Origin of the sequence: Nonomuraea sp. NPDC003709, assembly GCF_040610775.1 — a bacterium.
GTDB lineage: Bacteria > Actinomycetota > Actinomycetes > Streptosporangiales > Streptosporangiaceae > Nonomuraea > Nonomuraea angiospora_A.
The window spans coordinates 64,808-86,161 of the sequence record NZ_JBEXMW010000034.1 but is presented as its reverse complement, the minus strand read 5'-3'; the positions used below and the strand labels follow the sequence as shown (position 1 = coordinate 86,161).

Sequence of the window (21,354 nt, the reverse complement as noted above, 5' to 3'; positions counted from 1 at the left end):
ATCCGGATGGTTGACAGAATCATCCGAATGGATGATAGTCGAGCCATGACACGGAACATCGCGATCATCGGTGGCGGCATCGGCGGGCTATGCCTGACCCAGGGGCTGCGCAAGGCAGGGCTCGACGTGACCGTCTACGAGCGGGACAGGACCCCGGCCGACCGGCTGCAGGGCTACCGCGTGCACATCGACCCGAACGGCGCCCGCGCCCTGCACGACTGCCTGCCCGCGCATCTGTGGCAGGCGTTCCTCGACACGACCGGGCGGCACGGCGGGCAGGACTTCGGCTTCATCACCGAGCGGTTGAGTCGGCTCGCGCTGATCGAGGCGCCCACGGCGGCAGACCCGGCCGACGACCACCACTCGGCCAGCCGCATCACGCTCAGGCAGGTGCTGCTGTCGGGGCTCGACGACGTCGTACGGTTCGGGAAGACGTACGAGAGGTACGAGCGGCTCCCCGACGGGCGGGTCGAGCTGTTCTTCGCGGACGGCACGAGCGCGACCGCGGACATCGTGGTCGCCGCCGACGGCGGGAACTCGCGGGTGCGTAAGCAGTACCTGCCGCACGCCGAGCGGGTGGACACGGGGATCACGACGGTGGCGGGCAAGTTCCCGATCACCGCCGAGACCAGGAAGCTCGTGGCGCCGCGGCTGCTCGACGGGCCTAACAGCGTCATCCCGCCCAGCGGCATGGGGTTCTTCACCGCGCCGCACGACCTGGGCGACGGGGTGGCGTACGGCGAGTTCGGGGTGACGGAGCAGGAGGGCGCGCTGATGGACAACTCCAGCAGCTACATCCTGTGGGCGTTCGGCGCGCCCGGCGCCGCCTTCCCCACCAACATTTCCGAAATGTCGGGCGAGCAGCTCCAGGCCACCGTGGCCCGGAAGATCGAATCCTGGCACCCCGACCTGCGCACGGTGGTCGGCGGGTCCGACCCCGACACGATCACGCTGCTGCCGATCCGTACCTCGATCCCCATCGACCCCTGGCCCGCCACGAACATCACCCTGCTCGGCGACGCCATCCACAGCATGACGCCGATGCGCGGCATCGGCGCGAACACCGCGCTGCGCGACGCGCGCCTGCTCTGCGCCGCCCTCACCAGCGGAGGCGACCCTGTTGAGGCCATCGCGGGCTACGAGGCCCGGATGCGCGAGTACGGCTTCGCCGCCGTCCGCGACTCGATGCGCGCGGCCGAGCAGTTCGTCGGCGGCAGCAGGGTGAGCCGGACGGGGTTCAAGGTCTTCCTCCGGGTGGTCCAGCGCTTCCCCGCGCTGAAGGCCAAGGTGTTCTCCTGACCCGGCCTGTTGCGCGGGAGGGGCCGGGCGAAGAGTGTGGAGGCATGCCAGGCGTCGACACGATGGACGGCCTCCTGCTGGCGGTCGCGGAGTTCGATCCGGACGCGTACGAGCTGCCCGTCGAGGCGACGGCGCTCGACCGGGCCAGGCGGTCGCTCGACGCGTGCGGGCTGCTGCTCCTCGGCGAGGTGCACGGGGTCAGGGAGAACCCGCTCGTCATCCTCGGGCTCATGCGGCTGCTCGGCCTGACCAGCCTGGCCCTGGAATGGCCCGAGGAGCTGAAGCCGCAGCTCGACCGCTACCTCACCGACGGGACCGGGCTGGACCACCCGCTCTGGTGGCTCGGCAGCGGCGCCATCACCGCCGGCCACCTCGCGGTGATGCGAGCCGTGCCGGGGCTGCGGGTCACGTTGTTCGACGGGTGGACGCACGCGGGCGACTGGTCGCAGCGCGACGCCTTGATGGCGCAGCGGGTGCTGGCGGCCCACGCCGAACCCGCGCTGGTCGTGGCCGGCAACCTCCACACCCTGACCTCCCCGACCGACCTGGGCCTGCCGATGGGGGCGTGCCTGGCCAGCGCGCGGCCGTCGCTGGAGAGCGTACGGATCGACTACGGGACGGGCAGCTTCTACAACTTCGAGCCCCGGCACATCCGCAAGCACCCGGCCAAGGCGGGGCTGGGGGTCGGGGAGGACGGGCTGGTGGTGGGACTCCCCGAGTTCACCGAAGCCACCGTCCCCCACCTCCCCGCCGACCTCCTCGACTCCCACCTCACCCCCTGACCCCCACCCCACCCGAAGCCCAGTCGACAGACCGCCAAGCGCGAGGTGCGGAGGCGCGAGCCGGGCCACACCACCACTCCCCTCAAGGACCCCGGCCGAAGTACGCACGGCAACGCGCGTATGCCGGAGCCGGACACAGGACGGGCGCAACGCGAGCGCAAGGCGGGCACGAGCGCGGCCGAGGCGAGGCCGGGCGCGAGGCGAGGCCGGGCCACCCCATCCCTCCCTCAAGGACCTCGGCCGAAGTGCGGATGGGGATGGGGCTGCGGCGGGAGGGTGTGGGGTGCGTACGCTGGAGTCCGGGCGGGGAGGGTGGATGCGGGTCGGGATTCTGGGGCCGCTTCAGGTGGCGGGGTGCGCGGTCGGCGGTGCCCGGGTGCGGGCGCTGTTGGTGCGGCTGGCGCTCGACCCCGGACGCGTCGTGACCACGGACAGGCTGATCGACGACCTGTGGCCGGGTGAGGCGCCGGCGCATCCGATGGCGGCGCTGCAGTCGCTGGTGTCCAGGGCGCGCAGGGAGGCGCCGGGCGTGATCTCGTCCCATCCCGCCGGATACGTGCTGGATGTGCCGCCGGGTGAGGTGGACGCGTGGGCGTTCGAGCGGCTCGTACGGGCCGGTGACGTGCACCGGGCGCTGGCGTTGTGGCGAGGTCCGGCGCTGGCCGACGCGGCTGATCTGCCCTTCGCCACGGCCCCGGCGGCCCGCCTGGAGGAGCTGCGCCTGACCGCCCTGGCCACGAGGATCGCCGCCGACCTGAGCACGACGATCACCACCGACCCCGCCGCTGCCCCGAGCGCCACACCCGCCGACGACCTGGCCCTCGCCTCGACCGCCTCGACCGCGGCGACCGCCGACCACCCCGAACGGAGGGCTGGGCTGGTGGCGGAGTTGGAGGGGTTGGTTGCCGCGCATCCCTTACGGGAGCCGTTCCACGCCCTGCTCATGCGCGCCCTCACCACCCAGGCCCGGCGCGCCGAAGCGCTCGCGCTCTTCGAGCGGATCAAGGCGGCCCTGGCCGAGGAGCTGGGCGTGGACCCGGGGCCCGAGCTGCGGGAAGCCCACCTGGAGGCGCTGCGGGACGCCGAGCCGAAGAGCAACCTGCCCGCCCGCCTCACGAGTTTCGTGGGCCGCTCGGAGGACATGTCCCGGCTGAAGGGCCGGCTAGGCAGGGCCAGGCTGGTCACGCTCGTCGGGCCGGGCGGCGCGGGGAAGACGCGGCTGGCCGTGGAGGTGGCCGCGGGCCTGCACGTGCCGGACGGCGTGTGGCTGGTCGAGCTCGCCACCGCCACCGGCGTACGGGCCGCCCTGGAGGGCGTGCTCAGGACGACCGACCCGGTCAGGGCCCTGCGCGGCACCGCGCCGCTGATCGTGCTGGACAACTGCGAGCACGTGATCGAGGAGGCCGCCACGACGGCCCGTGCGCTGCTGTCCGAGGTGGCGGGCCTGCGGATCCTCGCCACCAGCAGGGAGCCGCTCGACATCCCCGGCGAGACCCTGCACCACGTGCTGCCGCTGCCCGAGGGGAAGGCGGCCGAGCTGTTCGCGGAACGGGCCGCCGCCGCCCGGCCCGACCTGCGGGTAGCACCAGAAGAGGCAGCGCGGATCTGCCGCGAGCTGGACGGCATCCCGCTGGCCATCGAGCTGGCCGCCGCGCGCCTGCGTACGATGCCGCTGTCCGTCCTGGTGCGGCAGCTCGGCGACCGGCTGGCCTTCCGCGGCGGCCGTACGGCGGAGCCGCGCCACCGCACCATGCGCGCGGTCATCGACTGGAGCTGGAACCTGCTCTCCGACCGCGAGCGCGAGCTGCTCAGGGGCCTGACAGTGTTCTCGGGCGGCGCCACGTACGAGGCGATCTCCCAGGTCTGCGGCGGCGACCTCGACCTGCTCTCCTCGCTGGTGGACAAGTCACTCATCGCGGTCTCCGGCGACCGCTACACGATGCTGGAGACCATCAGGCAGTACGCCGCCGCCGACCTCCCCGAGCTGCGCCAGGCCCACGCCCGCTACTACACCGAGCTGGCCGAGACCGCCGACCCCCACCTGCGGACCGGCGAACAGCTCAAGTGGCTGGCCGTGCTGGACGCCGAGCAGGGCAACCTGGACGTGGCGCTGCGCCACTCCGACGACCCGCTCCGGGTGATCCTGCCGCGGCTCTGGTCGTGGATCATCCGCGGCCGGCATCGCGAGATCAACGAGCAGGCCGCGTCGGTGCTGCGAAGAGTGGGCGACACGCCGCCGCCGGGGCGGGAGCTGGCGCACGGGATCTGCCGGGTGCTGGCGGGGTTCGCGCCGACCGAGGCGGTGCTGGAGTCCGACCATCCCGCCGCCCTGAACTCGTGGGCGCTGGCCGGGGTCGGGACGCCCGCCGACGTGGTGAGCCTCACCGAGCGGCAGTCGGGGCGGCTGCGCGACCATCCCGACCTGTGGACGAGGTCGGCGGCGCTGCTGGCCACCGGCATCGTGCGGTTCGAGTACGGGGCGGTGGCCGGGGCCGAGGACCTGCTGGTGCCGGCGGTCGACGGGTTCAGGGCCGTCGGGGACCGGTGGGGGCAGTGGGCCGGGCTCTTCTGGTTGTCGCTGGTCGCGGAGAACCACGGGGACTTCGCCACGGCGGTGACCCTGGCCGAGGAGCCGGAGCGGCTGGCCACCGAGCTGTCCGGGCTCGACACGCCGCTCGGGCCGATGACGTTCCTGATCCGGGTCGGCCAGCTCAAAGGGCGGGCGGGCGATCATGCCGGAGCGGCCCGCGCGCTCGAACAGGCGTGGGAGTCGGCCGTGCGGTCCGACGACCAGGCGATCGTGGCCAGGGTCATGCACGCCAGGGCCGAGCTGGCCAGGCGCACCGGCCACCCGGAGGAGGCCGCCCGGCTGCTGGAGACGGCACTGGCGCTCGACGTCGAAGTGTCAGCCCAGCTCAGGGCGTACATGAACGTCGAGCTCGCCCGGGTCCGCGAGCCTCGCGCGCCGCTGCGCCGGGCCCTGGAGCTGATGGCCACGTGCTCCGACAGGACCGCGCGGGCGACCGTGCTGGAAGGGGTGGCCGAGCACCTGGAGCCGGAGGCGGCCGCCGAGTTGCTCGGCGCCGCGCGGGCGCTGAGAGGGATCGGCGAGTCCGCCGATCCCCACGTCAACGAGCTGGCCGCCAAGTGCCGGGCCGCGCTGGGCGAGCACGGCTACCGCGAGGCGTCGGCGAGGGGCGCGTCGATCCCGAACCCGGAGAGGTACGCGCTGAGGCCGCTCTCGTCCCCGTGATAGCCGATGTAGCCGTCGGGGCGGACGAGGATGACGCCCTCCTGGCCGTCGAGCGGCGGGAGCACCGTGAACGGGTACGCCGTCTCCGTGTCGGCCAGCAGCAGGAAGCCGGTGCCGCGCTGCTCGGCGAAGAGCGCGCCGAGCCGTTCGCCGCCGCGCTCGCCCACGGACAGCGGGCTGCCGAGGTAGGCCAGGCCGAGCTGGTTGGTGTCGTCGCCACGCTTGTGGTCCTGCTCCCGGTACAGGCGGGTGCTGAGGCCCAGCACGTGCGCGGCCACCGCCATCCGCTCGTCCTCGTACGTGTCCAGCAGCGCCTCGGTGCCGACGGCCAGCTTCCAGCCCAGGTTGTAGGCGTCCTGGACGCCGGTGTTGAGCCCCTGGCCGCCCGCCGGCGTGTGCACGTGGGCCGCGTCACCGGCCAGGAACACCCGGCCGACCCGGAACCGGTCGGCCATGCGGATGTTGACGCGGTACTCGGACCGCCACAGGATCTCCTCGATCCGCACGTGCGGCGCGTGCTCGGCGACGAGCGCGATCAGGTCGTCGTCACCGGCGTACGGGGCGACGAGCTGGAAGACGTCGGTGTTCGGCAGCGGGCAGACCGTGAAGTGGACCTTCTGCTCGGCCGGCGAGCCCCACACGTGCCAGTGCTCGCGGTCCAGGTCACCGGTCCTGACGTCGGCCAGCAGCATGCGCTCGCTCTCGAACGTGTCGCCGACGAAGCCGACGCCCAGCTGCTTGCGTACGACGCTGCGACCGCCGTCCGCGCCCACCAGGTACGCGCAGCGGGCCTGCTCGCCGCTGCCCAGGGTGACGGTCACGCCGTTCTCGTCCTGCTCGAAGCCGGTCACCTCGGCCCCGAACTCGACCTCGTGCCCCAGCTCGGCCAGCCGGTCGCGCAGGATCTGCTCGGTCCGCCACTGCGGCTGCATGATCAGGTTGGGGTACGGCACGTCGGCGGACGGCTCGCGGATCTCGTCCATCCGGCCCTCCCAGACCACCTGGTCGCCCTGGTAGCTGCGCAGGCTCGGGTACTCGCGGCCGGTGGCGAGGATAGCGTCGACCACACCGAGGTCGTCGAAGACCTCCAGCGTGCGCGGCTGCAGGCCCTTGCCGCGCACGCCCGCGGGCGGCTGCGGCGACTTCTCGACGATGCGGAGGTCGACGCCTCTGCGGGCCAGCTCGATGGCCAGGGTCAGTCCGGTCGGCCCGGAGCCGACGATCAGCACGTGTGTCATGCCGAGGACGATGCCTGGGGGCACTGTCAGATCTCTGTCAGCCGCTGCCATGCCCTTTTCCGGGCCCGTTCACGGACGCAATTTGTGGAACAGCGCCACGCGGTCGCGGTGGTATTCGAGGTCGTCCTCATCGTGTCGCACCCCCGCGCCCACCGCTTTACGGAAGTAGGCGTACTCCCTGCGGAGCTTGTGCCTGATGAGCTGGGCCAGCGCCTCCTCGTCCAGCTCTCCGGCGGTGCCCCCGGCCTCGTGGTACGCCTCCACGAACGCCCGGCTCGGCCCCAGCTCGTCGTCCCCCCATTCGAGCGCGGCGGCGGCCAGCTCCACCTCCGGGGCGCCGACGAAGGTCTCGTCCCAGTCGAGCACCGCCACGATCCCGCCGTCCCTGGCGAGGGTGTTGCCGGTGTAGTAGTCGCCGTGGAGGGGGTGGCGCAGCGGGTGGCGGGTGTGGAACTCCGCCAGCCAGCGGTCGAGGGCCGGGTCGTCCAGTTCGAGGGCGTCCTGGGGCGGGTCGCCGTACAGGCCGGACTCCTGGAAGGCGGGCACCGGACGCGGCGGCGGGCGGAACGTGGCCAGCGACTCGTGCAGCCTGGCCAGCAGGCGGGCGCCCGCCGCGCGCTGGGCGGGCACGTCGGAGTCCGGCCACTCGCCCTCGACGTACGGCCAGCAGGAGATCGGGCGGCCCGCCACCATGACGACCGTCGCCCCGTCGGGGGCCGGCACGGGTGCGACGGCCTCGGGGAGCGTGCCGGCGGCGTGGCGGGCGATCGCGTGACACCACTCGCACTCGGCGGCTGTGCGCCCCACCGGTCCGACGCGGATAACATGGCCGTCAAGCAGGTACGCGGCGGATTCCTCGCCACCGTGCAATCGTTCGCCGTTCCCCGTGACGTCCCAGGTCAGCGCCATGGCCGCACGGATTTCAGGGGTAAGCGGGATATCGGCATAGATCACTCCGGAAAGCCTATCTTCCGGATCCGTCCCTGATGCGCAAAGGTTAGGGTCACCTACCTCGCACTTGTAAGGAGACCCGTGGCCAGTCCCGGCAGGCTCGACACCAGAGGCAGCGACTTCGCCCGACTAGCCCGTCAGATCACGGACGCCGGTCTTCTTGACCGGCGTCCCTTTTATTACGCGATCCGGATGACCATCATGGCCGCCGTCTACCTCGGCGGCTGGGCGCTGTTCGTCTGGCTCGGCGACTCGTGGCTGCAGCTTCTCGTGGCCGTCGCGCTGGCGGTCGTCTTCGCGCAGCTCGGGTTCCTGGCCCACGATCTCGGGCACCGGCAGGTCTTCAGGACGCGGCGGCCCAGTGACGTCGCGGGCCTGATCATCGGCAACCTCGCCATCGGGCTCGGCTGGGGCTGGTGGACCACCAAGCACAACCGCCACCACGCCAACCCCAACCACGAGGACCACGACCCCGACGTCTCCCCCGCCGTGATCGTCTGGTCGGAGGAGCAGGTCGCCAGGAGCATCGGCCTACCGCGATTTGTCGCGAAATATCAGGCTTACTGGTTCTTCCCGCTGCTGACGCTCGAGGCCTGGCACCTTCACATCGCCAGCGTCAAGGCCCTGTTCCAGCCCGAGGCCAAGCGGCGCGGGTCGGAGCTGACGATGCTCCTCACGCACTTCGTGCTCTACTTCGGCCTGGTCTTCACCATCCTGCCGGTCGGCAAGGCACTGCTGTTCCTGATCGTGCACCAGGGAGTGTTCGGGATCTACCTGGGGTGCACGTTCGCGCCCAACCACAAGGGCATGCCGATCCTGACCGCGGAGGACAAGCTGGACTTCCTCCGCAAGCAGGTGCTGACCTCGCGGAACGTACGGGGCGGCCTGTTCGCGGACGTGGCGCTCGGCCAGCTCAACTACCAGATCGAGCATCATCTCTTCCCCAACATGCCGGCCCCCAACCTGCGCAGGGCGCAGCCGATCGTCGAGCGGTACTGCGCGGAGATCGGCGTCGACTACCTCCAGACCGGCCTGATCGAGTCGTACGGGCAGGCACTACGCCACCTGCACGAGGTCGGCGCCGCGCTCAGGCGCCCCCTTCCGACTCAAGGCGCCTGAGCAGCGAGTCGCGGCGGCCCTCGAGCTGAGCGATCAGCTCCTCCTGCTCGTCCGCCTGGCTGATCAACGCCGAGATCTCCACCTGGTCGGTCGCGCCCATGTCGCGACTCTGGTTGCGGAGGTCCTGGTTCTCGGCCCTCAGCCGGGCCAGGTCCTCTTCGACCTGCCGCAGGTCGTCCTTTGTGCTCATTTACGTGCTCTACCCAGATGCGCCCCGGCGATTACCCCCCAGAATGGGAGCATGCGCAAGCCGTCGACCAGCATGATCGTGTCACTCGTGGTGATCGCGGGCCTGCTGGTCGGCATGGCCATCGCCTACGCGACCAGGGGCCAGACGCAGACCAACGTCCTCGACGTGGTGCTGCCGATCATCGCCTGCTGCGGCCTGCTGCTGCGGGAGCGCTATCCCGTCGGGGCGCTGCTCCTGGTGATGGTCTGCGTCGCCGCCTACTACCGGTACGCGGGGCTCGACGGGCCCGTCGTCATCCTGCCGTTCGTCAACCTCTACACGGCGGCCGAGAAGGGCCACCTCACCGCGGCCATCGCCATCGGGGCGGCGTCGCTGCTGGGCATGGGGCTCGGCGAGACCAGCGGCGTCAGGCACGTCGAGAACAGCCTGTTCCTCATGATCGCCGGCTGGGAGGTGGCGGCGGTCGCGTTCGGCAGCGTCACCCGCAGCCGCCGCCTCTACCTGCAGGCGGTCGAGCAGCGCGCGCTCGAAGCCGAGCACAGCAAGGAGGAGGAGGCCAGGCGGCGGGCGAGCGAGGAGCGGCTGCGGATCGCGCGCGAGCTGCACGACGTGCTCGGGCACAACGTCTCCATGATCAACGTGCAGGCCGCGGCGGCGCTGCACGGGCTCAGGAAGCGGCCGGAAGACGCCGAGACGGCATTGCGGACGATCAAGGACACCAGCAAGGAGACGCTGCGCGAGCTGCGGACCACGCTGGGCGTGCTGCGTCAGGTGGACGAGGACGCGCCGACCGCCCCCGCCGACAGCCTGTCCCGGGTGGACGCGCTGGTCGCGGCGTCGGGGCTGGAGGTGCGCACGGATCTGTCGGGGCCGCTCGACGCCGTGCCGACCGAGGTGGACCTGGCCGCCGCCCGCATCGTGAGGGAGGCGCTGACCAACGTCTCCCGCCATTCCGGTGCGAAGCAGGCCACCCTCACCATCAACAACACGTCCGGAAATATCATGATCCGTGTGGAGGATGACGGGCCGGGCGCCACGTACGACGGGGGCAGCGGCTTCGGCCTGCAGGGCATGCGCGAGCGCGCCACCGCGCTCGGCGGCACCCTGGAGGCGGGCCCGCGTCCCGAGGGCGGTTTCAGCGTCGTCGCCCGGCTGCCGCTCGGGAATGGGGCTCGATGATCCGCGTACTGCTCGCCGACGACCAGACCCTGGTACGGGCCGGGTTCCGGTCCATACTCAGCGACGAGGACGACTTCGAGGTCGTCGCCGAGGCCGCCAACGGCGCGGCGGCCGTAGCCGGAGCCCGCGAGCACCGCCCCGACGTGGTGCTCATGGACATCCGCATGCCGGAGCTCGACGGCCTGGAGGCCACCCGGCAGATCTCCGGCGACCCCCGGCTCGAGAACGTCAAGGTGATCATCCTGACCACGTTCGACCTGGACGACTACGTGTACGGCGCGCTGCGCGCCGGCGCGAGCGGCTTCCTGGTCAAGGACACCGAGCCGGCCGAGCTGATCCACGCCGTCAGGGTCGTGGCCAGGGGCGACGCGTTGATCGCGCCGTCGATCACGCGGCGGCTGATCGCCGAGTTCGCCGGCCGGGTCAAGCGCCCCGAGCCCGGCCCCGAGCTGAACGCGCTCACCGAACGCGAGCGCGAGGTCATGGCGCTGGTCGCGTGCGGCCTGTCGAACGACGAGATCGCGGCCCGGCTCGTGCTCAGCCCCGCCACGGCGAAGACGCACGTCAGCCGCATCATGACCAAGCTGTCGGTCCGCGACCGGGCCCAGCTCGTGATCATCGCGTACGAGGCCGGTGTGATCATCCCGGGCTGGGCTACTCCCTGAGTCGTAGCCCGGGAGCCCTCGTGCGACCCGGGATGTACGCCGGGTTGCCGCCCTGGCATGACGCGGCGGGCGAAGCCGTACCGGGACGCTCTGGGGCATGGACACCGTGGACCTGGCCCGCCTGCAGTTCGCGCTCACGGCGGGCGCGCACTTCCTGTTCGTGGCGCTGACGCTCGGCCTGGCGACGCTGGTCGCCGTCATCCAGACCCGGGCCACCTTCAGCGGCGATCCCGTGCATCTGCGGATGACGCGGTTCTGGGGCCAGCTCTACATCATCAACTACGCGATGGGCATCGTCACGGGGCTGGTCATGGAGTTCCAGCTCGGGCTGTCGTGGAGCGGGCTCACGGAGTACGCGGGCAACGTCTTCGGGTCGGCGCTGGCCATCGAGACGCTGGTGGCGTTCTTCGTCGAGTCCACGTTCCTGGGCCTGTGGATCTTCGGCTGGGACAAGCTGAACCGGTGGGCCCACCTGGCGGTGATCTGGGTCGTGACGCTGACCGCGTACGCGTCGGCGTTCTGGATCATGGTCGCGAACGGCTTCCTGCAGCACCCGGTCGGCCACGTGCTGGACGGCGGCGTGCTGCGACTGGCGGACCTCGGGGCCATGGTGGGCAATCCGGCCGCGCTGATCGCGTTCGGGCACGTGATGGGCGGGGCGATGATCACCGGCGGGTTCTTCATGGCCGGGGTGAGCGCGTACCACCTGCGTAAGCGCACCGCCGAGCAGGACTTCTTCCGCAAGTCGCTGCGCATCGGGATCGGGGTGGCGCTGCCCGCGCTGTTCTTCACCGTGACCTTCGGCGGGATCTCGTTCCAGACCCTGCAGCCGACCAAATCGGCGGCGTGGACGGGCGATCCGGACCGGCTGGCCGAGGCGCAGGCCCAGATGGTGGCGGCGTACGGTCCCGGCGACTACCTGCCGCCCGCCGGTCCCGTGCAGGCGGCGGGCATCACGATGATGACGCTCTGGCTGGTGATGACCGCGGTCGCGGCGCTGAGCTGCGTGCTGATGCTCATCCGGCCCGTCGTACGCGGGTTCAGGCCGTGGCACTGGCTGCTGACCCTGATGATCCCGGTCCCGTTCGTGACCATGCTGGCCGGCTGGATCTTCCGGGAGCTGGGGCGCCAGCCGTGGGCCGTGTTCGGGCTGCTGAGGACGGCCGACGCGATGTCACCGGTGACCGCGGCCCAGATGCGCTTCTCGATCATCGCCTTCGCCACGGTGTTCGCGGTGCTGATCGCGATCAACTACTGGCTGCTGGCCAGGCACGCCCGCCGCGGGCCCGGCGCGGAGTCGCTGGGCGCCCCCGCCACTCCCGCACTGAGCTTCTGAGGAGCCGTCATGGAGATCTTCGTCTTGGCCTTCTTCGCGCTCGGCTACCTCGTGCTGGCCGGGGCCGACATCGGGGTCGGCATGGTGCTGCCGTACCTGGGCCGGACGGCGGCAGAGCGCCGCGAGGTGATCGCCGCCATCGCGCCGTTCTTCCTGGGTAACGAGGTGTGGCTGGTCGCCACGGCGGGGGTGCTGGCCGGGCTGTTCCCCGAGCTGGAGGGCGAGCTGCTGAGCGGCAACTACACGGTCGTCGTGACGCTGGTCCTGTCGTGGGTCGTGCGTGACATGGGGCTGTGGTTGCGGGGGCGGATGCCGGGGCCGCGGTGGCAGACGTTCTGGGACGGCGCGATCGTGGCCGGGAGCTGGGGGCTGGCGCTGGGCTGGGGGACGCTGCTGAGCCACGTGCTGGTCGGCCTGCCGCCCGCCCTGGTGGTGGCCGTGCTGGTGGTGGCCGTGCTGTTCGCCACGCACGGGCTGGCGTTCGCGGCCCTGCGGCTGCGCGGGACGCTGCGGGAGCGGGCGGCCGTGCTGTCGGGCGGTGCCGGCGAGGCCCGCACCTACCTGGTGACGGCCGCCGCGCTGACGGCGGTGGGGATTTTGGCCGGGCTCCGGCTGCCGCTGGAGCCCGGCACCTCCGGCCCCGTGCTGGTGCCGGTGATCCTGACCCTGATCCCGCTGCTGGTGGCCGCCCAGGGCTGGGTGTGGTGGACGTTCAGGCATCGGGTCACGGGGCCGTCCTATCTGTGACGGCCTATCTGTGAACGGCGGGTCAGAAGACGGGAACCCCGTCCCTGGTCAGCTTCCAGTTCTGGATGGCGAACCCGCTCGGGTCGATGGTGCCCTTCGCGGTGGCGTACTCGATCAGCGCCTGCCGGATCTCCACCTGCGCGTTGTAGAGCACCGGCGCGCCGGTGACGTGCGGGAAGCCGCCGCCGCCCGACTGCCGGTAGTTGTTGATCGCGACCACGAACTCCTTGCCGGCCGGGACCGGCGCGCCGTCGTAGGACAGGTTGGCGATCCGCTGGCCCACCGGCTTGGAGATGTCGATGTCGTACGACACCCCGGAGAGCTGGTCATAGTTGTAGTCGGGGGTGTTGCCGGCGTTCGTCAGCTTGGTCACGTCCACCGGGTCGCCGGGAGCGAGCTGGTTGAAGTACTTGGCGGAGTACTCCAGGTAGTCCTTGATCTGCGCGCCGGTCAGCTTCACCGCCAGCAGCGTGTTGTCGTAGACGTACAGGCCGGCCACGTCCCTGACGCGGATGTCCCCGGCGGGGAAGACGGCGCTGCGGCTGAACGGCGCCGCGATCGACAGCACCGGCAGCGTGTTGTCCGGCAGCGCCTGCTTGACCGTCTCCACCTGCACCTGCTGGATGTAGTCCAGGATCGGCGTGTCCTTGTACGGCGACTCCGCGGCCGACAGCGCCTGCGCCGACTTGGCCACGACCTTGTTCACGTAGCCCACGGTCGTGTCGTGCTGCGGCTTGAGCAGCTGGACGATCTTCGGGTCCTCCTGGACCGTGTTGGTGTTGATCGTGGCGGCGGACTTGCCGGTGACCACCCACCTGCCGTGCTGCTTGGTGAGCTGGAAGTCCAGCCTCGACAGGCGCTGGCCCCACCTGCCCGGCTCGGTCAGCAGCACCTGCTGACCGGTGACCTTGTTCGTGACGAACCGCTGCGGCACGTCGTTGTGGGCGTGCCCGAACAGCACCGCGTCGATGCCCGGCACCTGCTCGGCCACCATCGCGGAGGCGTTCTCGACCGGCAGGTCGCCGCCGTAGGACGACAGGCCGCTGTCGCCCGCGTGCGCGGTCACCACGACCACGTCCGCCCCCAGCCCGCGGATGACCGGCACCCACTTCTTCGCCGACTCGACCAGGTCGGTGAAGCGGAGCTTGCCCTCGACGTTCGCCTTGTCCCAGATGGCCACACCGGGGTTGGTCAGCCCGAGCACGCCGACCTTGACCGGCTTGTCGCCGTTGACCTTCATGGTCTTGATCACGAACGGCTTGTACGCGGGCAGCCCCGTCCGGTCGTAGACCGCGTTCGCGCCGAGCACCGGTGCCCGCATCTGCTTGATCCAGGTGGCCAGCAGCGGCAGACCGTAGTTGAACTCGTGGTTGCCCAGCGTCACGGCGTCGTACCCGATGGCGTTCATGGCCTTGGCCATCGGGTGGATCTGGCCGGTCCGGGTGATCGGCTCGACCTTGGCGTAGTAGTACGCCAGCGGGGTGCCCTGGATGGTGTCACCCGAGTCGAACAGCAGCGTGCGGTCCGCCCCGCGCTCGGCCCTGATCCGGTTGACCAGCGAGGAGACCTTGGCCAGGCCGACGCTGTTGCCCGCGCTGTCGGCGTACGCGGCGTCCTTGAAGTAGTCCCAGTTGAGGACGTTGCTGTGGAGGTCGGACGTGCCCATGACGGTGACGGTGACCGAGGCGGCGCCGGCTTGCGCGGGGGGTGCCACCAGGACCAGCGCGCACAACGCGGCGGCCCCGGTGAGGGCGAGATTCTTGGTCTGCATGAGGCTGGAGCGTAACCAGGACGGTCAATCGGCGGATACGCGGGTGATGAACTCTCGGACAAGGGTCGTCACTTCGGCCGGTTTCTCGTGCAGGACGACGTGGCCGCTGTCCAGCTCGGCGTACTCGCTGCCGGGCAGGGCGGCGTGCAGCGCGCGGGCGTGCTCGACCGGGATCAGGTAGTCCCGGGTGTTGCCGACGACCAGCGTGGGCGCGGTGATCTTCGGCAGCAGGTCCCTGATGTCGAGGCGCAGGTCCAGCTCGATCTGGCGGCGGACGCCGTGCGGCGGCTCTCCGGCGGTGAGGGCCTGCGCGCCGACCGCGCTGACGTACTCCGGGCCGAACGCCACCAGCGGCCCGAACGCGGCGAAGCTCTCCGGGTCCGTCTCCGCCAGTCTGGCCCACGTGCGCAGGCCCAGCTCCAGCCGGGAGTCCTCCGCGTGCGTCCAGCCGGCGATCAGCACCAGCCGCCTGACCAGCTCCGGGTGCTCGGCGGCGACCGCCACGGCCACGGCCGCGCCCAGCGAGAAGCCGACGAGGTCGGACGGGCCCTCGAACGTGGCCGCGACCTGCCCGGCGAGCAGGTCGAGCGTGAGGTCGCCGCCCGGGTCGGCGGTCTGGCCGCTGCCCGCGTAGTCAGGGGTGATGACCGTGCGCAGGCCGGTGAACTCCGGCACGAGGTGGGCGTAGTTGCTGACGGCGTCGCCGCCGGTGCCGTGCACCATGACGAGGCCGGGCCCGCTGCCCGCCCGCAGGTAGTGGACGGGGCCTGAGCTGTGGGTGACCGTGGGCATGCGAGGCTCCTAGAGGTTTCCGCCGCCGGTGGCGTCGATGGTGCTGCCGGTGATGAAGCTCGCCTCCGGCGAGGCGACGAAGGCCACCGCGTTCGCGATCTCGTCCACGTGGCCGATCCGGTTGAGGGCGTGCCTGCTCGCCGCGTACGCCTGCGCCTGCGGGTCGCCGCGCAACCAGCCCGCGTTGGTGTCGGTGTCGATGATGCCGGGGGCGACGTTGTTGACCGTGATGCCGCGCGGGCCCAGCTCCTTGGCCAGGGCCAGCGTGAACACCTGCACCGCGCCCTTCGTCATCGCGTACGCGATCCCCTCCGGGAAGGCGATGCGGGCCACCCCCGAGGTGATGTTGACGATCCGCCCGCCGTCGGGGATCAGCGGCAGCAGCTGCTGGGTGAGGAAGAACAGCCCCTTGACGTTGACGTCGAACAACCGGTCGTACGCCTCGGGGGTCTCCTCGCCGATGGGCCGGGACATCCCGATTCCGGCGTTGTTGACCAGCACGTCGAGGACGTCCGTCTCGTCCTTCAGCCGCTCCGCCAGCGCCCGGCTCCCCTCGCCCAGATCGGCCTTCACGGCGAACGCGCTGCCGCCGTCCTTCTCGATCAGGCCGACGACCTCCTCGGCCGCCGCCTCGTCCCTGGCGTAGTTGACGGCCACGCGGAAGCCGTCCCTGGCCAGGCGCAGCGCGATGGCGCGGCCAATGCCCCTGCTGGCTCCCGTCACGAGCGCGGTCTTCATCCCCGGCACCCCACCTTTCTTTAGCGATCGATACAGAAACCATAACATAGCGATCGCTATAGAATGTGGGTATGGCCAGACAACGGGCGTTCGACAGGGAGGCAGCGCTGGAGACCGCGCTGCTCGCGTTCTGGCGGCACGGCTACGAGGCGACCTCGATCGCCGAGCTGACCGCCGCCATGGGGATCCGCCCACCCAGCCTGTACGCGGCCTTCGGCGACAAGCGACGGCTGTTCGAGGAGGCGGTGCGGCGCTACCAGGAGACGTACGGCGCCTTCACGACCCGGGCCCTCGCCGAGGAACCGACCGGCCGCCAGGCCATCGAGCGCGTGCTGCGCGAGGCCGCCGACGAGTATTCGAGCCGCTCGCATCCGACGGGGTGCCTGATCATCACGGCGGCGGTGAACTGCGGGCCGGAGTCCGCCGAGGTCGAGGAGCTGCTACGGGGCTTCAGGGAAGGCAGCAAGGCGGCGCTCAAGGCACGCATCGACGACGACCTGGCGGCCGGTCGCCTTCCCGCCGGCACGGACACGGCGGGACTGGCGACCTTCTACGCGGCCATCATCCAGGGCATGTCCACCCAGTCCCGCGACGGCGCCACCCACGCCGACCTCCGCCACATCGCCACCCTCGCCATGTCCGCCTGGCCCATTGCACTCGAGTGACTACAGAACGTAGGGGTCGTTGCTAGGTTGAGGGGTCATGATTACTTGGAATTTCCACGTCACCCTGAATCGGGCACCTACCGGCGAAGAACTGGATGCTCTGTTCGAGGCCGGCCTGGATGACTGCACGGTCTCCGGAGGCACGGACGGCAGCGTCCACATGATGTGCGACCGCGAGGCGGACAACATGCTGGATGCGATCGCCTCCGTGATCGCCCAGATCAAAACGGTTCCCGGTCTCTGGCCCATCGCCATCGGGGAGGACGACGGTGTGACGCTGGGAGACGCCGCCCGTCGGCACGGCGGGCGCACGCAGGCCAGCCTGCGCCAGCTTGCCGCGGGGCAGCGGGGTCCGGGCGGTTTCCCGGCTCCCCTCATCGAGGCCGACAACATCCGCCTCTACTCGTGGGCCGAGATCTCCGAGTGGCTGCGCACGCGGATGGGGGATGACATCCCGCCGGAAAACCCGGATGTCGCTCTGGCGGACGCGCTCGTGAGACTCAACTGCCGGGCGCGGGCCGCGCATCGGGAAGACGGGCTTCGCCACCTGTTCGAAGTCATCGCCTGAACCCGTCTGACTCAGACCTCACTCCTCGACCACTTCACCTCACCCTCGAGCGCGAAGCCTCACTCCTCGACCCTCAACCGGGGGCGCCCACCGGCTCGCGGCGGGCGCCCGTCCGGGGTGTCAGCGCTCGGCCTCGGTGTGCTTGCGGTCCAGGTCGGGGAACGGGGACGGCTCCTCGACGCCCTGGGTGAGCTGGCGCGGGCCGTCGGGGCTCTCGGCGTCCTGGGCGTCCGCCACCGCCTCCGCCGCAGCCTCCGAGGCCTTGGCCACCTCCTCGTCGAACTCCGACGTCTCCGGCGCCTCCTCCCGCGTAGCCGCCGACCGGGGCAGGGCCTCCGTGAACGCCCGGGAGACCCCCTGCAGCGCCGAGGTGACCTCGCTCGGGATCATCCAGAACGTGTTGCCGTCGCCCTGCGCGAGCTGCGGCAGCACCTGGAGGTACTGGTAGGCCAGCAGCTTCGGGTCGGGGTCGTTGCGGTGCACGGCCTGGAAGACCTGGTCGATGGCGCGCGACTGGCCCTCGGCCTCCAGGATGGCGGCGGTGCGCTGGCCCTCGGCGCGCAGGATGCGGCTCTGCTTGTCGCCCTCCGCCGTGAGGATCTGCGACTGCCGCTGGCCCTCGGCGTTGAGGATCGCGGCGCGCTTGTCGCGTTCGGCCCGCATCTGCTTCTCCATCGCGTCCTTGATGGTCTTGGGCGGGTCGATGGCCTTGATCTCGACGCGGTTGACGCGGATGCCCCACTTGCCGGTGGCCTCGTCGAGCACGCCACGGAGCTGGCTGTTGATGGTGTCGCGCGAGGTGAGGGTCTTCTCCAGGTCCATGGAGCCGACGACGTTACGCAGCGTGGTGACGGTGAGCTGCTCGACGGCCTGGATGTAGTTGGCGATCTCGTACGCCGCCGCCCGCGGGTCGGTGACCTGGAAGTAGAGGACGGTGTCGATCTCGACGACCAGGTTGTCCTCGGTGATGACGGGCTGCGGCCGGAAGGAGACGACCTGTTCGCGCAGGTCGATCATGGGGTAGACGCGGTCGACGTAAGGGATGACGAAGTTGAGACCCGGCTTGAGCGTGCGGTGGTAGCGGCCGAGGCGCTCGACGTTGCGGGCCCGCGCCTGCGGGACGATCCGCACCGCCTTGAGCACGGTGAACACCGCGAAGAGTATGACGAGCAGTCCGACCAGCAACAGCGGATCCATGAGTCACTCCCGGGGATATACGAGGGCTGTCGCCCCTTCGATCTCGATGATGTCGACGGTCGCCCCCGTGGGGATCACCAGCGTCTCGTCGTAGGCGCGCGCCGACCACTCCTCGCCCCCGATGCGCACACGACCGTCGCGGCCCGTCACCTCCGAGACCACGTAGGCGGGCTTGCCGACGAGTGCTTCCACGCCGAACCGCTGCAGCGGAGGCTGCTTGATGTGGCGCATCGCGATCGGTCTGAGCACCATCAGACCGGCGGCGGACGACAGGGCGAAGCAGAGCAACTGCAGGGGGACGGGCAGCCCGATGGCGGCGGTGACGGCGGTGAGCAGAGCCGCCGCACCCAAAAGCCCGAGCGAGGCCGTGAGGGTGAATATTTCGGCCACGCCGAGGACTACCGCGAGGATTACCCAGATGATCCATTCATCCATGTCCGGCCCTCCTGATGGGACAACGGGCCTGAGTTCGCGATCGGTTCCCCCCTCTCTACCGTAATCCCGGAATCATCCCGGTGGCACCCGTGCGCCCGCGGGACCGGCTTCGACCAGGGCGCTTCCCTCGCGCCACTTCTCCCACGGGAGCTGCCAGAAACCCCATCCGTTGTCCCAGCCGAGCTCCCGGTCGGTGCCGACGATCGTGACCGGGTCGCCGCGCAGGGAGGTGTCGTAGAACCAGGCCGCCTGGTCGGGCCTGGCGTTGATGCAGCCGTGGCTGACGTTGGCCCGGCCCTGCGCCCACACGTTGTCCTTCGCGTGCACGTATTCGCCGCTGTTGGAGATGCGCACGGCGTGGTCGATCAGCATGTCGTAGAAGCCGGGGTCGCCCTTGACTCGCCCCGGGGAGACCATGCGGACCGGGTTGCCCTTGTCCATGGTCAGGTGGATGCCGCTGGTCGTGGTGTATTCGGGGGTGGTGGCCATGCCCGCACTGATGGCCATCCGCTGCGCGATCGCCCCGTCGCGGCGGACGACCATCTGGTGGGTCCTGGTGTCGATCGTGCTGGTCTGCCTGCGCCCGACGGTGAAGGCGAAGGTGGAGTCGGTGGTGCCGTAGAGGCCGCTGCCCGCGCGTACGCCGGCCAGATGCGCGGTGACCGTGACCTGCTGGTGGGGCGGCCAGAACCGGCGGGTGCGGTAGACCACCTGGGTGTCGCTGATCCACCGCCACGCACCCTCGACCGGCGTCTCCGCCTGGACCTCCAGCGCCCGCTCGACGGCCGCCTTGTCCTCCACCGGAGTGTCGAAGTCGATGACGACCGGCATGCCGGCGCCGACCGTCTCGCCCGGCAGCGGCGCCGTCGCGGCCACCTGGAACGACCTGACCGCGGCCCGGGTGTGGAAGCGGCCGACGGCGACCGTGGCCGGACCGCCGGCGCCGGTCGCCGTGACCGCCACCGAGTATTCGGCCGCGGGCTTGAGCGTCCAGGCGGAGCGCCACATCGTGTGGGAGCCGTCGAGCCGGCCGGGCACCTGCTCCCCGCCCTCCGAGACCAGCACCCGGCTGAGCGTGCCGCCGCGGGCCCTGACCACCAGGCCGCGGTCGGTGCGGGCCCGCGTGGAGTCGAACGCGGGCGAGACCCGCACGACCGGGGGCGCGGACGGGGCCCTGGCCGGCGCCGAGGAGCAGCCGCAGACCAGGAGGAGGAAGGCGACACAAGTCAGCACGGCCCGCCGCATGTCACTCCTGCTGTCCGAGGGAAGGGGGGTGACATCAGGGTAGCGGCGAGTCAGCGGTCAAGCACGTTGAGTCACCTATACGATATTTCCGGAGACCTCCCCCAATGTCACGGCGCCGGCGGTGGCCCGGATCGTCACCGTGTCCCCGTCCTCCAGGAACGAGCGCGTCTCGCCGTTCGCGAGCTTGAGCGGGTCGGTCCCGTTCCAGGTCAGCTCGATGAACGAGCCGCGCTCGCCGCGCGAGGGCCCCGAGATTGTGCCGCTGGCGAACAGGTCTCCGGTCCGCAGGGAGGCCCCGTTCACCGTCATGTGCGCGAGCATCTGGTCGGGCGTCCAGTACATGCTCGCGTACGGGGGCCGCGACACGACCTCCCCGTTGAGCAGGACCTCAAGGGAGATGTCCAGCCCCCAGTCCGCCCGCCTGCGCAGGTAGTCGGCCGGCTCCGGGTCCTGGGCACGGCCGGGGACGCGGGGCAGCGCCTCCAGCGGCGTGATCCACGGCGAGATCGACGTGGCGAACGACTTGGCCAGGAACGGCCCGAGCGGCACGTACTCCCACGACTGGATGTCACGCGCGCTCCAGTCGTTGACCAGCGTCACCCCGAACACGTGGTCCTCGAAGGCCCCGGCGGGCGAGCCGAGCTCGGTGGGCACACCCACCACGAACCCCAGCTCCGCCTCGATGTCCAGCTTCGCGCACGGCCCGAACGCCCCGCGTCCGAGCTGCCCGTGCGGGCGCCTGACCGGCGTGCCCGACACCACGACCGTCCCGGCCCTGCCGTGGTAACCGACGGGCAGGTGCCGCCAGTTGGGCTGCAGCGGCTCGGTGCCGGGCCGGAAGATCTGGCCGATGTTGCTCGCGTGGTCGATCGAGCAGTAGAAGTCGACGTAGTCGGCCACCTCGAACGGCATGTGCAGCCGCACCTGCTCCAGTGGCACCAGGTGCCGCTCGGTCACGGCGAGGTCGCCGGTGAGCTTGTTGCGGATCAGCGTCCTGGTGTCGTGCCAGGCCGTCCGCCCGCGGGCCATGAACGGGTTGAGCGAGGGCGCGTCGAAGACCTCGTCGTGCAGGGCGGGCGCCAGATCGAGCACCTTGTCGCCGTACCGGACGCCCACGCGGGGCGCCTGGCCCGGACGCGAGAACACGCCGTAGGGCAGGTTGTCCACTCCCCAGCTCACGAAAT

At 70.9% G+C, this 21,354-nt stretch carries 20 protein-coding genes; 10 read left to right on the top strand and 10 right to left on the bottom strand.

The features are described 5' to 3' along the window. Positions 1-45 precede the first annotated feature (45 nt). The 3 genes from ABZX61_RS57660 to ABZX61_RS57650 all read left to right on the top strand — a co-directional run bounded on the left by ABZX61_RS57660 (position 46) and on the right by ABZX61_RS57650 (position 5,334). The gene (locus ABZX61_RS57660) at positions 46-1,299 is read left to right on the top strand and encodes an NAD(P)/FAD-dependent oxidoreductase (RefSeq protein WP_355209648.1); all 1,254 of its coding nucleotides are present in this window, start codon (positions 46-48) and stop codon (positions 1,297-1,299) included. Positions 1,300-1,343: 44 nt separating this feature from the next. Further along, on the top strand, positions 1,344-2,081 hold the full coding sequence (locus ABZX61_RS57655; RefSeq protein ID WP_355209645.1) for a hypothetical protein: 738 nt from the start codon (positions 1,344-1,346) through the stop codon (positions 2,079-2,081). A 316-nt stretch (positions 2,082-2,397) separates the two neighbouring features. Continuing rightward, positions 2,398-5,334, top strand: coding sequence for a BTAD domain-containing putative transcriptional regulator (locus ABZX61_RS57650; protein WP_355209642.1), 2,937 nt, complete (start codon positions 2,398-2,400; stop codon positions 5,332-5,334). Here ABZX61_RS57650 and ABZX61_RS57645 read toward each other — a convergent pair. Together ABZX61_RS57645 and ABZX61_RS57640 are read right to left on the bottom strand one after the other, a co-directional pair. Further along, positions 5,256-6,572, bottom strand: coding sequence for an FAD-dependent monooxygenase (locus tag ABZX61_RS57645; RefSeq protein ID WP_355209639.1), 1,317 nt, complete (start codon positions 6,570-6,572; stop codon positions 5,256-5,258). The genes ABZX61_RS57650 and ABZX61_RS57645 overlap by 79 nt on opposite strands. Before the next feature lie 69 nt (positions 6,573-6,641). Beyond that, positions 6,642-7,526, bottom strand: coding sequence for a phosphotransferase (locus ABZX61_RS57640; RefSeq protein WP_355209636.1), 885 nt, complete (start codon positions 7,524-7,526; stop codon positions 6,642-6,644). A gap of 189 nt (positions 7,527-7,715) precedes the next feature. Between ABZX61_RS57640 and ABZX61_RS57635 the strand changes: the two genes are divergently transcribed. Beyond that, positions 7,716-8,642: an acyl-CoA desaturase gene (locus ABZX61_RS57635; RefSeq protein ID WP_350738355.1), complete on the top strand. Its 927-nt coding sequence runs from the start codon at positions 7,716-7,718 to the stop codon at positions 8,640-8,642. Here the strand turns inward: ABZX61_RS57635 and ABZX61_RS57630 are convergent. Next, the gene (locus ABZX61_RS57630) at positions 8,611-8,832 is read right to left on the bottom strand and encodes a hypothetical protein (protein WP_350738358.1); all 222 of its coding nucleotides are present in this window, start codon (positions 8,830-8,832) and stop codon (positions 8,611-8,613) included. The two genes, ABZX61_RS57635 and ABZX61_RS57630, sit on opposite strands and share 32 nt — an antisense overlap. Positions 8,833-8,883: 51 nt before the next feature. Between ABZX61_RS57630 and ABZX61_RS57625 the strand changes: the two genes are divergently transcribed. The 4 genes from ABZX61_RS57625 (at position 8,884) to ABZX61_RS57610 (ending at position 12,759) form a co-directional block, all read left to right on the top strand. Next, complete coding sequence (locus ABZX61_RS57625) at positions 8,884-10,011, top strand: sensor histidine kinase (protein WP_355209634.1); 1,128 nt, start codon at positions 8,884-8,886, stop codon at positions 10,009-10,011. Next, positions 10,008-10,676: a response regulator transcription factor gene (locus ABZX61_RS57620; protein ID WP_355209630.1), complete on the top strand. Its 669-nt coding sequence runs from the start codon at positions 10,008-10,010 to the stop codon at positions 10,674-10,676. The genes ABZX61_RS57625 and ABZX61_RS57620 overlap by 4 nt, the downstream gene beginning before the upstream one ends. 97 nt (positions 10,677-10,773) lie before the next feature. After that, positions 10,774-12,012, top strand: coding sequence for a cytochrome ubiquinol oxidase subunit I (locus ABZX61_RS57615; protein WP_355209627.1), 1,239 nt, complete (start codon positions 10,774-10,776; stop codon positions 12,010-12,012). 9 nt (positions 12,013-12,021) lie between these two features. Then, entirely contained in the window at positions 12,022-12,759 is a 738-nt protein-coding gene (locus tag ABZX61_RS57610; RefSeq protein ID WP_355209624.1) for a cytochrome d ubiquinol oxidase subunit II, read from the top strand. Between the two features lie 22 nt (positions 12,760-12,781). Here ABZX61_RS57610 and ABZX61_RS57605 read toward each other — a convergent pair whose 3' ends face one another. From ABZX61_RS57605 to ABZX61_RS57595, 3 genes are read right to left on the bottom strand one after another with little or no spacing between them, the layout of a single operon-like run. Then, positions 12,782-14,530: a 5'-nucleotidase C-terminal domain-containing protein gene (locus ABZX61_RS57605; RefSeq protein ID WP_355209621.1), complete on the bottom strand. Its 1,749-nt coding sequence runs from the start codon at positions 14,528-14,530 to the stop codon at positions 12,782-12,784. A 24-nt stretch (positions 14,531-14,554) separates the two neighbouring features. Next, the gene (locus ABZX61_RS57600) at positions 14,555-15,322 is read right to left on the bottom strand and encodes an alpha/beta hydrolase (RefSeq protein WP_355209618.1); all 768 of its coding nucleotides are present in this window, start codon (positions 15,320-15,322) and stop codon (positions 14,555-14,557) included. 9 nt (positions 15,323-15,331) lie between these two features. Continuing rightward, positions 15,332-16,060, bottom strand: a complete 729-nt coding sequence (locus ABZX61_RS57595; RefSeq protein WP_350738376.1) for an SDR family oxidoreductase — start codon at positions 16,058-16,060, stop codon at positions 15,332-15,334. A 71-nt stretch (positions 16,061-16,131) separates the two neighbouring features. Here ABZX61_RS57595 and ABZX61_RS57590 point away from each other — a divergent pair, with 71 nt between their 5' ends. Together ABZX61_RS57590 and ABZX61_RS57585 are read left to right on the top strand one after the other, a co-directional pair. Continuing rightward, positions 16,132-16,725, top strand: a complete 594-nt coding sequence (locus ABZX61_RS57590; RefSeq protein WP_355209614.1) for a TetR/AcrR family transcriptional regulator — start codon at positions 16,132-16,134, stop codon at positions 16,723-16,725. Between the two features lie 37 nt (positions 16,726-16,762). After that, positions 16,763-17,293, top strand: a complete 531-nt coding sequence (locus tag ABZX61_RS57585) for a hypothetical protein (RefSeq protein WP_355209612.1) — start codon at positions 16,763-16,765, stop codon at positions 17,291-17,293. Positions 17,294-17,413: 120 nt separating this feature from the next. On the opposite strand, the gene ABZX61_RS57580 is transcribed toward ABZX61_RS57585, so the two are convergent. The 4 genes from ABZX61_RS57580 to fahA form a co-directional block, all read right to left on the bottom strand. Next, the gene (locus ABZX61_RS57580; protein ID WP_355209609.1) at positions 17,414-18,490 is read right to left on the bottom strand and encodes an SPFH domain-containing protein; all 1,077 of its coding nucleotides are present in this window, start codon (positions 18,488-18,490) and stop codon (positions 17,414-17,416) included. Between the two features lie 3 nt (positions 18,491-18,493). Continuing rightward, a complete protein-coding gene (locus tag ABZX61_RS57575; RefSeq protein ID WP_350738386.1) occupies positions 18,494-18,925 on the bottom strand; it encodes an NfeD family protein in 432 nt (143 codons plus the stop codon). A gap of 72 nt (positions 18,926-18,997) precedes the next feature. Next, entirely contained in the window at positions 18,998-20,170 is a 1,173-nt protein-coding gene (locus ABZX61_RS57570; RefSeq protein WP_355209606.1) for an Ig-like domain-containing protein, read from the bottom strand. Between the two features lie 75 nt (positions 20,171-20,245). Beyond that, the gene (fahA, locus tag ABZX61_RS57565) at positions 20,246-21,349 is read right to left on the bottom strand and encodes a fumarylacetoacetase (protein WP_355209603.1); all 1,104 of its coding nucleotides are present in this window, start codon (positions 21,347-21,349) and stop codon (positions 20,246-20,248) included. Between the last annotated feature and the right edge of the window lie 5 nt (positions 21,350-21,354).

What these genes read in the sequence shown, in the direction of transcription:
- ABZX61_RS57655 (WP_355209645.1), top strand. Translation starts at nt 1,344, where the DNA reads ATGCCAGGCGTCGACACGATGGACGGCCTCCTGCTGGCGGTCGCGGAG.
- ABZX61_RS57575 (WP_350738386.1), bottom strand. Translation starts at nt 18,925, where the DNA reads ATGGATGAATGGATCATCTGGGTAATCCTCGCGGTAGTCCTCGGCGTG.
- ABZX61_RS57650 (WP_355209642.1), top strand. Translation starts at nt 2,398, where the DNA reads ATGCGGGTCGGGATTCTGGGGCCGCTTCAGGTGGCGGGGTGCGCGGTC.
- ABZX61_RS57600 (WP_355209618.1), bottom strand. Translation starts at nt 15,322, where the DNA reads ATGCCCACGGTCACCCACAGCTCAGGCCCCGTCCACTACCTGCGGGCG.
- ABZX61_RS57635 (WP_350738355.1), top strand. Translation starts at nt 7,716, where the DNA reads ATGACCATCATGGCCGCCGTCTACCTCGGCGGCTGGGCGCTGTTCGTC.
- ABZX61_RS57585 (WP_355209612.1), top strand. Translation starts at nt 16,763, where the DNA reads ATGATTACTTGGAATTTCCACGTCACCCTGAATCGGGCACCTACCGGC.
- ABZX61_RS57615 (WP_355209627.1), top strand. Translation starts at nt 10,774, where the DNA reads ATGGACACCGTGGACCTGGCCCGCCTGCAGTTCGCGCTCACGGCGGGC.
- ABZX61_RS57595 (WP_350738376.1), bottom strand. Translation starts at nt 16,060, where the DNA reads ATGAAGACCGCGCTCGTGACGGGAGCCAGCAGGGGCATTGGCCGCGCC.
- ABZX61_RS57570 (WP_355209606.1), bottom strand. Translation starts at nt 20,170, where the DNA reads ATGCGGCGGGCCGTGCTGACTTGTGTCGCCTTCCTCCTCCTGGTCTGC.
- ABZX61_RS57625 (WP_355209634.1), top strand. Translation starts at nt 8,884, where the DNA reads ATGCGCAAGCCGTCGACCAGCATGATCGTGTCACTCGTGGTGATCGCG.
- ABZX61_RS57660 (WP_355209648.1), top strand. Translation starts at nt 46, where the DNA reads ATGACACGGAACATCGCGATCATCGGTGGCGGCATCGGCGGGCTATGC.
- ABZX61_RS57630 (WP_350738358.1), bottom strand. Translation starts at nt 8,832, where the DNA reads ATGAGCACAAAGGACGACCTGCGGCAGGTCGAAGAGGACCTGGCCCGG.
- ABZX61_RS57645 (WP_355209639.1), bottom strand. Translation starts at nt 6,572, where the DNA reads ATGACACACGTGCTGATCGTCGGCTCCGGGCCGACCGGACTGACCCTG.
- ABZX61_RS57620 (WP_355209630.1), top strand. Translation starts at nt 10,008, where the DNA reads ATGATCCGCGTACTGCTCGCCGACGACCAGACCCTGGTACGGGCCGGG.
- ABZX61_RS57605 (WP_355209621.1), bottom strand. Translation starts at nt 14,530, where the DNA reads ATGCAGACCAAGAATCTCGCCCTCACCGGGGCCGCCGCGTTGTGCGCG.
- ABZX61_RS57580 (WP_355209609.1), bottom strand. Translation starts at nt 18,490, where the DNA reads ATGGATCCGCTGTTGCTGGTCGGACTGCTCGTCATACTCTTCGCGGTG.
- ABZX61_RS57590 (WP_355209614.1), top strand. Translation starts at nt 16,132, where the DNA reads ATGGCCAGACAACGGGCGTTCGACAGGGAGGCAGCGCTGGAGACCGCG.
- ABZX61_RS57610 (WP_355209624.1), top strand. Translation starts at nt 12,022, where the DNA reads ATGGAGATCTTCGTCTTGGCCTTCTTCGCGCTCGGCTACCTCGTGCTG.